The sequence below is a fragment of the Corynebacterium sp. HMSC05E07 genome, assembly GCF_001807225.1.
GTDB lineage: Bacteria > Actinomycetota > Actinomycetes > Mycobacteriales > Mycobacteriaceae > Corynebacterium > Corynebacterium singulare.
This window is the reverse complement of sequence record NZ_KV788226.1, coordinates 25042-38251: the sequence shown is the minus strand read 5'-3', so window position 1 is coordinate 38251 and position 13210 is coordinate 25042. Positions and strand designations below refer to the sequence as shown.

The window sequence follows — 13210 nt, the reverse complement described above, 5'->3', positions numbered from 1 at the left end:
CCAGGCATCCAACTGATTCTTGAGTTTCGACGTGTAGGACTCAATGAGGCTTAACGTGGCCACATCGTGGCCCTGGTCCAGGGCACGCGCACGCGCGGTGCGTTGCTTACCAGTGAACTTGGTAGCACCGAAGTAGATGTGGTGCAGGCGTGCTAATTCGGCGGCATCGGCCGGTGCGGCACCGCGTGCGCGTAGGTGTTGTTCTCCTCCTCCCGCTTGCCCCACCAACGTGATCCCCGAGTTACGGAAGGAGAAATAGGTCTCTAAATCCCCCATGACCCAGAACACTAAACCACCCTAACCAACCCCGCAACCGGAAGGGTGTTAACACCTTGGGTAGAAAGTTATCCACAGGGTGGGGATAACTCTGTGAAAATTGATTTTCACAGCTTTTGTCCACAGCCTGTGGATAAGTGTTTTTACGCCCCTCACAGGGCGCCCAAAAACTGCAACCGAACGCGATTCACCTGCTGATCTGGGGAAATCTTGGTCCACACGTTCGGTAAATTACAAAAATGTAGTTATCCACAATGTGGATAACTCTTGTGGAATCTTTTCGCACAGAGGTTTTGGTGAATAACACGCCCGAGTTATCCCCAAAGCCCAGCTCGCAGCGCTGCCGCAATGGCCGCGGCTAGTGCGATAATCCAGCTTCCCAGCCAGCGAAGCCACAGGCGCTGGCGGAAGACAAACGGTGCCAGGAGCATCCCCGTGAGCAGGCCTCCCAGGTGTCCCCACACCGACACGTTGTCCGCGATGAAGCTGTAGGCAACGTTGGCCACCACGAGGACGATTGGTGCGCGCAGATCAAGGCCACGGCTGCGGTATACACCGATCAGAAGACCCATGAGCGCAAACAACGCGCCAGAGGCACCCACGGTGGGGGTGTCAAAATCCATCCACAACACCGCGGCCGACGCGCCGACCACGGAAATGAGGTAGACGGCAACATACAGCACGCTGCCGAGAGCGCGTTCCACTTCCCTGCCCACGAAGAAAAGCATCACCATGTTGACGAGAAGATGGCCGGCGTCGAGGTGCATGAACCCGGCTGTTATCACCGTTGCCGGGTGTGCGGAGACATCCGGGCCCCACAGAGTCCAGTCCTGGGCTAAGGAACTGCGGTAATACGGTGCAGCGAGAGTCTTGGCCTGTGCAGCTGTGGCCAACCACGCACCGATACACAGCACCATGAATACGAGGGTCGCCGGCATTGACTTCAGATAATTCTTCACAAAGACTCCTTATACGCAACAAACCCGCCACCACGTCATGTGGCAGCGGGCTCGGAAGAAAAGGTGAGAGCGCTTAGGCGATCTCGATGGACTCGATGACGACATCCTCAGCCGGACGGTCCATGCGGTCGGTGGAGACCTTAGCAATCTTGGACACGACCTCCTGAGAGGCGGCATCGGTAACCTCACCGAAGATGGTGTGGTGGTTGTTCAGGTGCGGGGTCGGCGCCACGGTGATGAAGAACTGGGAGCCGTTGGTGCCCGGGCCGGCATTCGCCATAGCCAGCAGGAACGGGCGGTCGAACTGAAGCTCCGGGTGGAACTCGTCCTGGAACTGGTAGCCGGGGCCGCCGCGACCGGTGCCGGTCGGGTCGCCGCCCTGGATCATGAACTGGTCAATGACGCGGTGGAAAATAGCGCCATCGTAGAACGGGCCGGACTGCTCGCCCTTCGCGTTCTGAGTGGTGTAGTCCTTCTCGCCCTTCGCCAGGCCGATGAAGTTCTCCACGGTTACCGGTGCGTGGTTACCGAACAGGTCGATAACAATGTCACCGTAGTTGGTGTGCATCGTTGCAGTTGCGGTCTTCTGAGTCATGCCTGCCATTGTATGGAATTTTCCCTCATCGCGTCGTTCCGGCGCGACGCTGTCAGCGATCTGCGTAGTCTGGCGAACATGATTCGCGCTATTCTTTTCGATCTTGATGACACCCTCATGGACCACACTGCGGCAATGCAAGCGGCCGTCGAGGAGTGGCTTCCTGGCGGGCATCTGCAGCGCTTCGCCGACATTGAAAAGAAATGGTTCGCTGCTTACGAGCGCGGCGAGGTCAGCCACCAAGGCCAGCGGGTGGAGCGCTGCCGCGAGTTCTTGGGACGGCCCGAGATGACGGAGCAGGAAGCACTGGCGGAATATGACACGTATCTCGCCGCCTATGAAAAGCACTGGTGCGCGGTCGAGGGCGCGCGGGAAGCACTTGAGTATGTCCTCAAGTTGGGGCTCAAGGTGGGAGTGCTGACGAACGGGGCGCGTGAGATGCAGGAGGGAAAGCTGCGCGCGGGCGGGCTCGACCTGCCCGGGGTGGAACTGTTCCCGACCGTCGAAATGGGACACCCAAAGCCGCAGCGCGAGGCTTATCTGGAGGCGTGCCGCCGGTTAGGTGTGGAGCCTGCCGATGCCCTCATGGTGGGTGATTCTGTGGCCAATGACGTGGACGGCGCACGCGCGGCGGGGCTGAAAGCACTGCACTTTGACCGAGAAGGGCGTGGAGATCTTGCCGCGCTGGCTGATCTGCAGAGCGTGAGTTTCAGGGCACTGTAAAACGGGCGAAAAACGGGCGAAAGCCCTCCGGGAAGGGAGGGCTTAGGACCTAAGGTTTACGCGCGGACTTAAAGGCTGGCGCGGACCTAAAAGCTGACGCGGGACTAAAGGCTGGCACGGACCTCGTCGCGAGCGAGGACCAGGTTGCGCAGGGAGGCCTCGGTCTCCTCGTAACCACGGGTCTTGAGACCGCAGTCCGGGTTGACCCACAGGCGCTCAGCCGGCACGTTCTTGAGTGCGGCGCGGATGAGCTCGGCCATCTCCGCCACGGACGGGATGCGCGGCGAGTGGATGTCGTAGATGCCCGGGCCGATCTCGGAGTGGAACTTCTCATCGATGTCCTCGAGGAGCTCCATGCGGGAACGGGCGGCCTCGATGGAGGTGACGTCGGCGTCGAGGCCGGCGACGGCGTCGATAATCTGGCCAAACTCCGAGTAGCACAGGTGGGTGTGGATCTGGGTGGTCGGCTTGGCCTCGAGTGCTACGAGGCGGAAGGAACGCACCGCCCACTCCAGGTAAGCCTTGCGGTCCTGCTCACGCAGCGGGAGCAGCTCGCGCAAGGCGGGCTCGTCGATCTGGATGATGTCGATGCCGGCTTCCTCGAGGTCACGGACTTCGTCGGCAAGCGCGACGCCCAGCTGGTCAGCGGAGACGGACTGGTGAACGTCATCGCGAACAAAGGACCAGGCCAGGATGGTCACCGGGCCGGTGAGCATGCCCTTGACGTGCTTCTCGGACTGGGACTGGGCGAACTTGGCCCACTCGGTGGTCATGGCCTCCGGGCGGGAGATGTCGCCGACGACGATTGGCGGACGGGTGCAGCGAGAGCCATAGGACTGGACCCAGCCGTTCTCGGTGACGACGAAGCCGTCGAGAAGCTCGGCGAAGTACTGCACCATGTCGTTGCGCTCCGGCTCGCCGTGGACCAGGACGTCCAGACCCAGGCGCTCCTGCAGCTCGATGACGGACTTCACCTCGTTGCGGAGGGCTTCGGTGTAGTCGGCGTCGGAAAGCTCGCCCTTGCGGTGAGCAGCACGTGCAGCGCGAATCTCGGAGGTCTGCGGGAAGGAACCGATGGTGGTGGTCGGCAGCTGAGGCAGGCCGAGGGCCTCCTGAGCCTTGTTGCGCTCGGCGAACTCCGGCTGACGCTGTACCTGACCCTCCGGCAGGGCGGCGGTGCGATCCTGCACGGCCTGGTTGTGGGTACGAGCGGATTCGGCGCGGGTACGCACGGCACGGTCCGCCTGAGCGTAGGCCTCCGGGGCATCGAGCGGGCCGGCAGCCAGGGCGACAACCTCGCGGACCTTCTCATCCGCGAAAGCAAACCAGGTGGCCACATCGACCGGCAGGGAGGTCTCGGCCTCGACGGTGTGCGGCACATGCTGCAGGGAAACCGAGGTGGTCACGGAGACACCCTCACCCAAGGACTCGAGCTTCTCCCGCAGGTCACGCAGGTTAGCGGCCCAGACGTTGCGGCCATCGACAAGACCAGCGGCGACGTGGGTAGCATCGACAAGCTTCTGAACGCGCTCGAGGTAGGAGTCATCCAGCGCCAAGGTACCCACGGAGAGGTCAACCTGGGTTGCCTCCGGCTTAAGCTCAGCAATGGCGTCAAGGCCAGCGTTGAGGGAGCCGTACGGCGTGGTGAGGTAGACCTGCGGGCGCTTCTCGGCACCGAGGATGCGGCCGTATGCGGTCTTGAGGGCGGCGGCGAGGGTGGCGTCGTCAGCCGCAGCGAGGTCAGCAACGAGGGCCGGCTCGGCGAGCTGGATCCACTCCACATTGGCGTCGTGAAGCGCGGCCAACACAGTGAGGTAGGACTCCACCAGCTCATCGAGGCGGTCGAGCGGCTGCGTGGTGGCGCCCTCTGCCTGCTTGGACAGGGCCAGGAGGGTCACGGGACCAACGAGGACCGGGCGGACGGTGTGACCAGCGGCGCGAGCCTCTTCAACGATCTTAAGGACGCGCTGCGGGCGGGCGGTAAAGGACTGGCCGTCCGCGATCTCCGGGACGATGTAGTGGTAGTTGGTGTCGAACCACTTGGTCATCTCCAGCGGCGCGGTGTCCTTGTTGCCGCGGGCCAAGGTGAACTCGTCATCGAGGGTCTCGCCCGCAACCGCACCCACGGTCAGCGCGGTCTCGAGCACGTGGTCGTAGTAGGCAACATCGGCCGGGATGGCGTAGTCCTCGCTGAGTCCCAGATCCTTGAGGCGGGCGTAGGTCTCAAGACGCAAGGAGTGCGCAGCGGACTCGAAGGTCTCGGCGTCGATCTTGCCGGACCAGTAGGACTCCAGTGCACGCTTGAGCTCGCGGTGCGCGCCTACGCGGGGGTAGCCCTCAATCGTGGCCTTGGGGAAAGATGCGGTCATGGGGTGACTCCAATTCGATTAAGCAGGTCAGTCGTAATGTCAGGATTGTTGTGCGTGTAGATGTGCAGTCCGTCAGCGCCGGCGTTCAACACCGCCTGTGCCAAGGAGGCTGTAATCTGCATGCCTATTTCTTGTTCTTCCTCGGGTGAGGTCGCTGTCGCGAACTGGTCAAGGACCGCCGTCGGCCCATCCAGCCCGGACAGCTGGCACATTCGCTCCACCCGAGCACGGCTAGTCATGGGCATGATTCCGGGGATGAGCGGAATGCGCACACCCGCCAGCCGGGCGCGTTGGGCAAAGCGGACGTAATCCTCTGCGTCGAAGAAGAGCTGGGTAATGGCGAAGTCGGCGCCGAGGCGCTGCTTGGCCAGAAGGACGTCGATGTCCTCATCGGCGGTGGCGGACTCGGCGTGGCCGCTGGGGTAGCACGCCACACCGACCGCCAAGCGCCCGGCGGCCAAGCGCGCCACGCGGGCGGACTCCCAGCGGCGGATGAGCCGGACCAAGGAATCAGCATGCGGCAGGTGACCCTCGGGCATGCCGCCCTCGGGGAGGTCGCCGCGCAGGGCGAGGAGGCCGCGCACGCCGGCGTCGACAAGCGTATCGATCCACTCCTCAAGTTCCTGCTCTGTACCGGCGGTGCAGGCCAGGTGGGCCAACGGGCGCATGGAGGTATCGCGGGAAATCTTCTCAATGAAGGCGGCGGTACCCTCCAGCCAACCCGAACGCTGGGAACTCGTCACGGCGATGTAATCCGGGTTATACGCAGACAACGTGGCAAGCAGACGGTCGATTTTGGCGGCATCTGCGTCGTGGCGCGGCGGGATCACCTCGAAGGACAGCGCGGTGCGCTCGAGGCGCTCGGGTGTATCTTCGCTGATTTGGTCTAGTGGCGCGGACGCGGAAAGTCTCGGGGACATGGTCACCTCCTCTGCAGGTTATCGGGGTAAGTCATCGGTGCTGTTGGTGAAAACGTACCAAGCTGTTCATTTTTTCGGCACCCGCATCTCGAATGATCACACCATTCCACCCCACCCAGCTGCGTCGTTACCCAAAACCCGAGGTGAATAAAAACGTCCCCCTTCCGTACAAAGCTGTCTATTTTTGATGAACTGCTTGATGCTTCACACACCCAGTGGCGGGGCGTGCGCGGCGCCACTACGCTGAAAGGGAGAACCCAGCGATAAAACAAGCTCGAGTAACACTCGGGGAAGAAACGCACTGTGAAGGAGCACCACTCCCTATGAACCCCACCGCTTTGTCCACCACCATCAAGCTTGCGTCCTCCCTGTGGGAGCGCGCTAAGGACTACCGCGAGGAGAAGTCCCGCGAGGCGTACTCCGTCCTCGAGACCGCCGCTGCCCGCATGGAGGAGCGCGATAATGACTGGTTCCCGGAGGCCCGCCGTGAGGCCGGCGCCGTGACCAAGGCTGCGCACTCGCGCCTTGAGCGCGCGCTGGAGGAGCTCAAGGAACGCAGCGAGGACACCGCTGAGAAGGTCGCCTCCGCTGCTGAAGACGCCCAGAACAAGGTCTCCTCGAAGCTCAGCAAGGTCCAGAAGCAGGCCGACAAGAAGGCGTCGAAGGCACGCAAGCAGGCGGAGAAGAAGGCCTCCAAGGCTGAGAAGAAGGCCCACAAGAAGGCCGCCCTGGTGAAGAAGAAGGCCCGTAAGGCCGCTGGCAAGGAGAAGAAGGGCTCAAAGGTCTGGCTCATCTCCGCTCTCGTGGCCGCCGTAGCTGCTATCGCTGGTGGCGTCTTCTACTTCTTCACCCAGAAGAAGGAAGAGTCCAAGGTCCCGCCGCGCGTGGAGGACTTCGCCACCCCGTCCACCTCCGCACCGCAGGGCTCCACCTTGGTCTACACCTCCACCACCGAGGATGACACCAAGGTTCCGGCACAGGGCTCGGATCTGGCTGAGGATGGCGTCGTCGAACGCGATGAGGAGCTGCTGGGCTCCCTGGATGAGCAGCTGGCCAAGCACCGCGAGGAAGAAACCGCCACTCGGAACGCTATTGAGACCGAAATTGAGGTCAGTAACGCCGACTCCGAAGGCGTTGACACCTCCCGCATCACCGATGATCACGAGTCTGAGGGCAAGCACCGCCTGCGCACCGAGGACGAGAACTAAAATTCACTTCCCATACAGCCCCCTCCCCCGCCTTTGGGGGGAGGGGGTTTCGTTGTCTAGATCTCACTACTTTGCTCCTGCGCGTGCGAGCTGCTTGAATCAGAAGTTAATTGGCATCGATCGTGGACGATCGGTGCCCGCGCGCAGTTTTCGCACTGCAGTTGTATTGGTCATAGCACCCCCAAGGAGATGAAAACATGAGCTTCGAATCACTCATCGTCAAGCTCAAAGGTGGCGACACCTTTTACTTTCCAGCAGGTGCCGTTGCGGGCGACCCGTCATCCCGCCTAGACAACCTCCGCTTCGCCATCGAGAACGGTACGCAGTTCAGCTCCGTGGATGACTATGGCGTAGACCGCGAGTTCAACGGCTACGACGTGGACAATTACCACCTCTCCTAAGACTGTTATCTAAGTCACCACGCAGCCCTGCGGAGCGATAAGATGAGTCTTTATGACTCACTACCCGCGCATGAAGACGTGGTCGTGGTACCTCCCAGATGAGCCTCCCACCGGGGAGGTTTCTCTCACTGATACCACCGATTTTTCTCACCCCGGTGCCGCCACGTGGCGTCTGCTTTTTGCCCAGCACCCTGGCGTCATCGGCATCTTCATCAGTGCCCTCATCAATGCCCCGCTGGGCGCGTTGGTCTCCGTCATCATCGGTCAGACCACCCAGTATGCTTTCTCTGATCCCTCCTGGCGCACAGTAGCCCTACCCATTGTGGTGACCGCGCTGATCCTCTACGTCACCTATATCAGTGAGGCCACGACGGATGCCTTCACGGATCTCAGCCAGGCACGCACCACGCACACGTTGCGCCTCAACCTTCTGGACCGGCTCTTGGAGGCCTCCACCGCCGGCCAGAGCCCCGGGCGGTTGCTCAACACGATGGATGAGGATTCGCATTACATCGGCCAGCTCAAGCAGATTCTCAACTTCCCGCTCATCATGGTGGGCTACCTGCTCGGGGCCGTCGTGAGCCTCGCGCCCATCTCCTGGACGGTCTCCGGGGTGCTCCTCCTTGGCGCGCTGGCCACCGCCCTGGCCTCGTGGGCCACGACGAAACCCCTGACCAAGGTTGCCGCCCGCCGCCGCCAGTTGGAGAACACCGCCCTCTCCCTGGCCACGGACTTTGCGCAAGGCTCCCGCGTGGTCAAGGGGCTTGGCGCGAGGGACATCGCACGCCAGCGCTTTTCCGACGCTGCCCAGGACTCGCTCACCGCCATGCTCACGGAGGCCAGGCTCGCTGCCGTGATGTCCTGGTTCCGTCAAATGGTGCCCGCTTCCTTCGCCGTGGGTTTGTTGGCCTGGACGTCGTGGGAAACCTTTGCGGGCCGCATCTCCCCCGGCGGCATGATGTCCATCACCATGCTTGTTCCGCCCTCCTTGACTGCACTGGGCGTTTCCTTAGGCCTGCTCACGGAAAACTGGGCGCGGGCGCGCGCCTCCGTGGAACGCGTTGGCGAACTCCTCGGTGAACTTTCCGCCACCGCGTCCGACGCCGCACCCACGCCCATCGACCTCAAGCCTGGCCTGCACGTGTGGATGCCCACCACCGCCGCCGGGCGCAGCACCGTGGAGTCCTGGGTAGGTTATCTGAACGCCCAGGGCGCGCTGTGCCCACCGCATCGCATCTCCGTGCTCGAGGGCACTCTGCAAGACAACGTCGACCCCCTCCGCGCGGCCAGCGCCGCGCAGCTTAGCGACGCCCTCCATGCCTCCGCCTGCGAGGACATCATCACCCGCCTCGGCGGGGTGGGCCCCAACGGTGAGCTACCCACCGCTCCCATCGGCGAGGCCGGACTCAACCTCTCCGGTGGCCAGCGCCAGCGCGTGGCCCTTGCCCGGGCGCTGGCCCGCGATCCCGAGGTCCTCGTGCTCGATAACCCCACGACGGGACTGGACTCGTTGACACTGGCGGACGTCGCCCAGCGCGTGCATGAGCTCCGCGCCAGCAAGGTCACCGTCGTCATCACCTCCGCCTCCACCTGGGCGGCCAACGCCGATGAGGTGCGGGAACTATGAGCCAACAAACCACCAACAAGGGCCGCGCCGATGCCCTCGCCCCCGCCTCTCCGAAGGAATGCCTGCGCTTTCTGAAAACCCTGCCCAGCGCCCCCACCAGGCGCGGCATCGCCCTTTTCTTCGCGCTCTTCACCGTCACGGTCATCATGATGAACCTGGTTTCCCAGGTCCTCGGCCGCGTCGTGGACATCATCCAGGGCATGGAATTGCCCGTCCTGGGCACTGGCCGCCGCGCCATGGTGGGCGCACTCATTATCATCGCCCTTGGCTTCCTCGTGGAGGTCACCGGCCGTGCGGTGGCCCGTTACCTCATCACTTCTACGACCCGCCGCCTATCGGTGGATCTGCGCACCGCAGCCCTCGATTCCACCCTCGGCGCCCCCGTACCTGCCGTCATGGAGCTGGGCACCGGCAACATCATTACCCGCCTGTCCAAGGACATCGATACGGTGGTGATGTCCATGTCCATGATGGGTGAGCGCCTTGTTCTGACGCTCTTCATGCTGCCGCTCACCGCCCTCGCCATGGTGTTTATCCACCCCGCCTACGCCCTCCTCTTCCTCGTGGTGGGCCTGCTCCTCTACCCCTTCATCCGCGCCACCATGCGCGATATCCCCACCGTGGCCAACGAGGTTTCTTCGGTGGAGGCCTACCGCAATAACGTTCTGCTGGACACCATCCGCGCGCTGGAGACCCTCCGCCAGTTCTCCCTCAAGGATTGGGCACACACGCGCATGGAGCGCTACTCCTGGGACACGGTGCAGGCCTGGGGCGATAAGGTGCCACTCATCAACCGCGTCCTGGGGCAGGGCTCTCTGGCTTTCGGCGTTCTCTTGCTGGGCTCGGTGGCCATGTCCGTCCCCATGGTCATGGCCGGCTGGGTCACCCAGGGTCAAGCCGCCTCCGCGGTGCTCCTGGTCATGCGTTTGGAGGTCCACGTGTTCAACATCCTCTTCTTCGCCGGCGAAATCCAGCACTCCGTCACCTCGCTTGGCCGCGCGGTAGCACTCGCCACTCTCGACGCCGCCGCCGGCGCAGAACGCCACAAGGACACTCCGCGTCTCACCCACGCCCCCACCATCACCATGAAGAACCTCTCCTACAACTACCCGGGTGGTGCGCCTGTGCTTCGTGACGTCTCCCTCACCCTCACCGCCGGCACCACCACCGCCCTGGTGGGCACCTCCGGCGCGGGTAAATCCACCCTGGCGTCCCTCGTCGCCGGACTGCAGTACCCCGCCCAGGGAAGCATCAGCCTCGACGACATCGACACGGCCACCGTCCCCAACACGTGGATCACCGAACACGTCGCGCTCATTACCCAAGAGGTGCACCTTTTCTCCGGCACGCTGCGCAGCGATCTTCTGTTGGCCAAACCCGGGGCCAGCGATGACGACCTCTGGGCGGCACTCCACACCGTGGGCTTGGACGAACACTCCCGCTGGCTCCCCCAGGGCCTGGACACCCTCATCGGTGCCGGTCATGAGGAGATTGGCGCGGAGGCCGAGCAGCAGCTCTCCCTTGCCCGCATGATCCTGCGCCAGCCACCCGTCCTCATCATGGACGAGGCCACCTCCGAAGCCGGCTCCGAGCATGCCGATGTCCTGGAAAGCGCCGCCAAGGCCGTGACCAAAGGCCGCACCGCGCTCGTCGTTGCCCACCGCCTAGATCAGGCTCGCGATGCCGACCGCATCATCGTCATGGAACAGGGCCAGATTGTCGAGGACGGCACCCACGACGAGCTCATTGCACTGAATGGCCGCTACGCCAAGGCCTATGCCCAGTGGGAACGCGGGTAGCACCGACGCATCTGCGTTCGCGCTCTATCCTGGAATTCATGCACCTTCTCCCCCTGACTGAAGCTGACCGCACGTATCTCGCCCGCCTCAACTTCCTCACGGATACCTTCGGCGACGAGCACAAAGAGCTCACCCCGCAGTTTGAGGAAGATTTCGAGTACTACCTTTCCGGCTGGGATCCTTCACGCGGCGGCTTCATTGCCTGGGAAGGCCACGTGCCCGCCGGTGGGGTGTGGCTCAATTGGGGTACGCCTGAGCGCCACGGGTACGGCCACGTGGCCGAGGGCATCCCCGAAATCGGCCTTGCCGTGGAGCCGCGTTTCCGCGGCCAAGGCGTGGGCACCGCGCTTATCGACGCCTCCACCAACCTCGCCCGCGAAATGGGTGCGCCGGGCATCTCACTGTCGGTGGCCACGGCCAATGAGCGTGCCCACCGCCTCTACCTGCACCTCGGCTTTGAGCCCGTGAGTGAACATAAGGGCCACATCGTACTGGTCAAGCGCTTCCATTAGCCATGGCTTGAGCCCCTAGTTCGATTCCGCCTCTCCCGCTCAAAACACCACAAGCTCCCTCTCCAAAGAGAGGGAGCTTCCTTGTGGAGCATAGGAGAATCGAACTCCTGACCTTCTGCTTGCAAAGCAGATGCTCTACCAATTGAGCTAATGCCCCAGTGACTGTTGAGCATACTCCCGCGTGCACTCAACATGAAAGTCACAAGGAAGCCCCCGCGGAATGAATGCACCATCAGTCTCTTTAATTAACTATTATCACTCTAGTTGCGTGTCGAAGCGACCTGGCAGGCGCGGTCAGCGGAACAATGAATCGTCTACTATTGCCTATTGCCGTTCTTGGAAGGCTGCCATGCGTCGATTCTTTGTCCGCTCCGCCACCGCCCTCGCGCTAGCTGCGATTACTGCAGCGCCGATGAGCGCCCACGCCCAGGAACTGCCCACGGTTCCACCGCTGCCGCGACCGCACGTGAACACCGCGCAGATTCCGCAGCCCCAGCTCCCCGACCTCCAAGAAGAGGTCGTCCGCATGGAGCAGAACGTTTACAACGCCCTCCCGAAGGAGCTTCAGAACAATCCTGTCTTTGCCGGTTCCTCGAGACCCCAGGGCTCGCCTCAGAAACAGGACAAGGCACTCACCGCCAAGGATGCGCGCAACCCGGCACACCGGCGACAATCCGTTGCTGACGAGACGTGCTCCAACTGCGTCGCTATCACCTACGACGATGGCCCTGGCAACCTCACCGGGCAGCTTTTGGACACGCTCAAGGCCAAGGATGCCCACGCTAGTTTCATGGTTCTAGCCCCCAATGCCTACGCTCACCCCGAGCTGCTTCGCCGCATGACGGCCGAGGGCCACACTGTGGGCAACCACACCGATTCGCACAGGGAGCTTACTACGTTGCCCGCGGGACAGGTCGACGCTGAAATCAAGTCCGGCGCAAACGCCATCAAGGCAGCTACCGGCCAGAACCCGAAGTGGCTGCGCCCTCCCTACGGCGCTACTAACGGCACTGTCGACGCCGCAGCACGTGCTAACGGACAGGCCCAAGCACTGTGGTCAGTCGACACACTCGATTGGAAAGACCGCAACGCCGAACACGTCTGCACCGCCGCTGTCGACGGCGCGCAGCCGGGAAGCATCATTCTCATGCACGACATCCACCCCACCACTGTCGAAGCAAGCACTTGCATCATCGACGGTCTCCGCGCCAAAGGGTTAGAACCCGTAAGCCTCGACCGCCTCATCCCCAACCCCCAGCCAGGCCGACAGTACCTCGCCCAATAGGCAACAAGACCTACACACTGGAACCTCTCCGTCAAAGCAACAGGCAGAGCGCACCACCACTCCTATTGCGATTTCCCGCACCGACGCTCAAGCCCTTGTGCCATATATAAGGGATTAAACTACGGCCGGCCATAGGAGTCATAAGGAAAGCTTCGGCGCTTAACTCCACCCCCATATTCCAGTTCAACTCTGACGGGAAAACCAAAAGTGCCCCGCCATTAAGGCGGGGCACTTTTAGTTACTGTTTATCTCATTCGAGATATCAGCTCAAACCACGTTCAATTAGAACGGAAGCTTGATGTCAAGGTTCAGAGCCTTGGCGATTGCCGGGAAAGCAGCAGCAACTGCAGCCAGGACACCAGCAACGATGCCGAAGATGCCCAGTGCAGACGGCTTGCCGTCCTTAGAGGAAAGCTTGGACTTGATGTCGGAGGACTGATCCTTCTTGCCGGAGTTACCAGCGTTGTCGCCCTTGCCATCCTTGCCGTTGTCGCCAGCGTTGCCGTCCTTGCCGTTGTCGCCAGCGTTGCCGCCCT

The 13210-nt window shown here is 62.5% G+C and carries 11 protein-coding genes, 1 tRNA gene and 2 pseudogenes; 7 read left to right on the top strand and 7 right to left on the bottom strand.

What is annotated here, in order from left to right; translation table 11 throughout:
• The 3 genes and pseudogenes from HMPREF3149_RS06775 to HMPREF3149_RS06765 form a co-directional block, all read right to left on the bottom strand.
• Nucleotides 1-276 (bottom strand): annotated as a pseudogene (locus HMPREF3149_RS06775) (HNH endonuclease); the annotation flags it as partial.
• Nucleotides 277-590: 314 nt separating this feature from the next.
• Nucleotides 591-1235, bottom strand: coding sequence for a rhomboid family intramembrane serine protease (locus HMPREF3149_RS06770; protein WP_070537215.1), 645 nt, complete (start codon nucleotides 1233-1235; stop codon nucleotides 591-593).
• A 73-nt stretch (nucleotides 1236-1308) separates the two neighbouring features.
• The gene (locus HMPREF3149_RS06765) at nucleotides 1309-1839 is read right to left on the bottom strand and encodes a peptidylprolyl isomerase (RefSeq protein ID WP_039672975.1); all 531 of its coding nucleotides are present in this window, start codon (nucleotides 1837-1839) and stop codon (nucleotides 1309-1311) included.
• 69 nt (nucleotides 1840-1908) lie between these two features.
• Here HMPREF3149_RS06765 and HMPREF3149_RS06760 point away from each other — a divergent pair, with 69 nt between their 5' ends.
• The gene (locus HMPREF3149_RS06760) at nucleotides 1909-2553 is read left to right on the top strand and encodes an HAD family hydrolase (protein ID WP_070537217.1); all 645 of its coding nucleotides are present in this window, start codon (nucleotides 1909-1911) and stop codon (nucleotides 2551-2553) included.
• 104 nt (nucleotides 2554-2657) lie between these two features.
• Here the strand turns inward: HMPREF3149_RS06760 and metE are convergent, their stop codons facing one another.
• Nucleotides 2658-4922 carry a 5-methyltetrahydropteroyltriglutamate--homocysteine S-methyltransferase gene (metE, locus tag HMPREF3149_RS06755; RefSeq protein WP_070537214.1) on the bottom strand — a complete coding sequence of 755 codons (2265 nt, stop codon included), beginning with the start codon at nucleotides 4920-4922 and terminating at the stop codon, nucleotides 2658-2660.
• On the bottom strand, nucleotides 4919-5842 hold the full coding sequence (locus tag HMPREF3149_RS06750) for a methylenetetrahydrofolate reductase (RefSeq protein ID WP_070537213.1): 924 nt from the start codon (nucleotides 5840-5842) through the stop codon (nucleotides 4919-4921). The genes metE and HMPREF3149_RS06750 overlap by 4 nt, the downstream gene beginning before the upstream one ends.
• 323 nt (nucleotides 5843-6165) lie before the next feature.
• On the opposite strand from HMPREF3149_RS06750, the gene HMPREF3149_RS06745 reads away from it, so the two are divergent.
• The 5 genes from HMPREF3149_RS06745 to HMPREF3149_RS06725 all read left to right on the top strand — a co-directional run bounded on the left by HMPREF3149_RS06745 (nucleotide 6166) and on the right by HMPREF3149_RS06725 (nucleotide 11389).
• Entirely contained in the window at nucleotides 6166-7050 is an 885-nt protein-coding gene (locus HMPREF3149_RS06745) for a hypothetical protein (protein WP_070537212.1), read from the top strand.
• Nucleotides 7051-7247: 197 nt separating this feature from the next.
• A complete protein-coding gene (locus HMPREF3149_RS06740) occupies nucleotides 7248-7451 on the top strand; it encodes a hypothetical protein (protein WP_042528631.1) in 204 nt (67 codons plus the stop codon).
• A 52-nt stretch (nucleotides 7452-7503) separates the two neighbouring features.
• Nucleotides 7504-9078, top strand: coding sequence for an ABC transporter transmembrane domain-containing protein (locus tag HMPREF3149_RS06735; protein ID WP_070537211.1), 1575 nt, complete (start codon nucleotides 7504-7506; stop codon nucleotides 9076-9078).
• Entirely contained in the window at nucleotides 9075-10877 is a 1803-nt protein-coding gene (locus HMPREF3149_RS06730) for an ABC transporter ATP-binding protein (protein ID WP_070537210.1), read from the top strand. Before HMPREF3149_RS06735 ends, HMPREF3149_RS06730 begins: the two co-directional genes overlap by 4 nt.
• Before the next feature lie 38 nt (nucleotides 10878-10915).
• On the top strand, nucleotides 10916-11389 hold the full coding sequence (locus HMPREF3149_RS06725; protein ID WP_070537216.1) for a GNAT family N-acetyltransferase: 474 nt from the start codon (nucleotides 10916-10918) through the stop codon (nucleotides 11387-11389).
• A gap of 84 nt (nucleotides 11390-11473) precedes the next feature.
• On the opposite strand, the gene HMPREF3149_RS06720 is transcribed toward HMPREF3149_RS06725, so the two are convergent.
• Nucleotides 11474-11546, bottom strand: a tRNA-Ala gene (locus HMPREF3149_RS06720).
• 192 nt (nucleotides 11547-11738) lie between these two features.
• Here HMPREF3149_RS06720 and HMPREF3149_RS06715 point away from each other — a divergent pair.
• On the top strand, nucleotides 11739-12674 hold the full coding sequence (locus HMPREF3149_RS06715) for a polysaccharide deacetylase family protein (RefSeq protein ID WP_070537209.1): 936 nt from the start codon (nucleotides 11739-11741) through the stop codon (nucleotides 12672-12674).
• 282 nt (nucleotides 12675-12956) lie between these two features.
• Here HMPREF3149_RS06715 and HMPREF3149_RS13580 read toward each other — a convergent pair.
• Nucleotides 12957-13210 (bottom strand): annotated as a pseudogene (locus HMPREF3149_RS13580) (hypothetical protein); the annotation flags it as partial.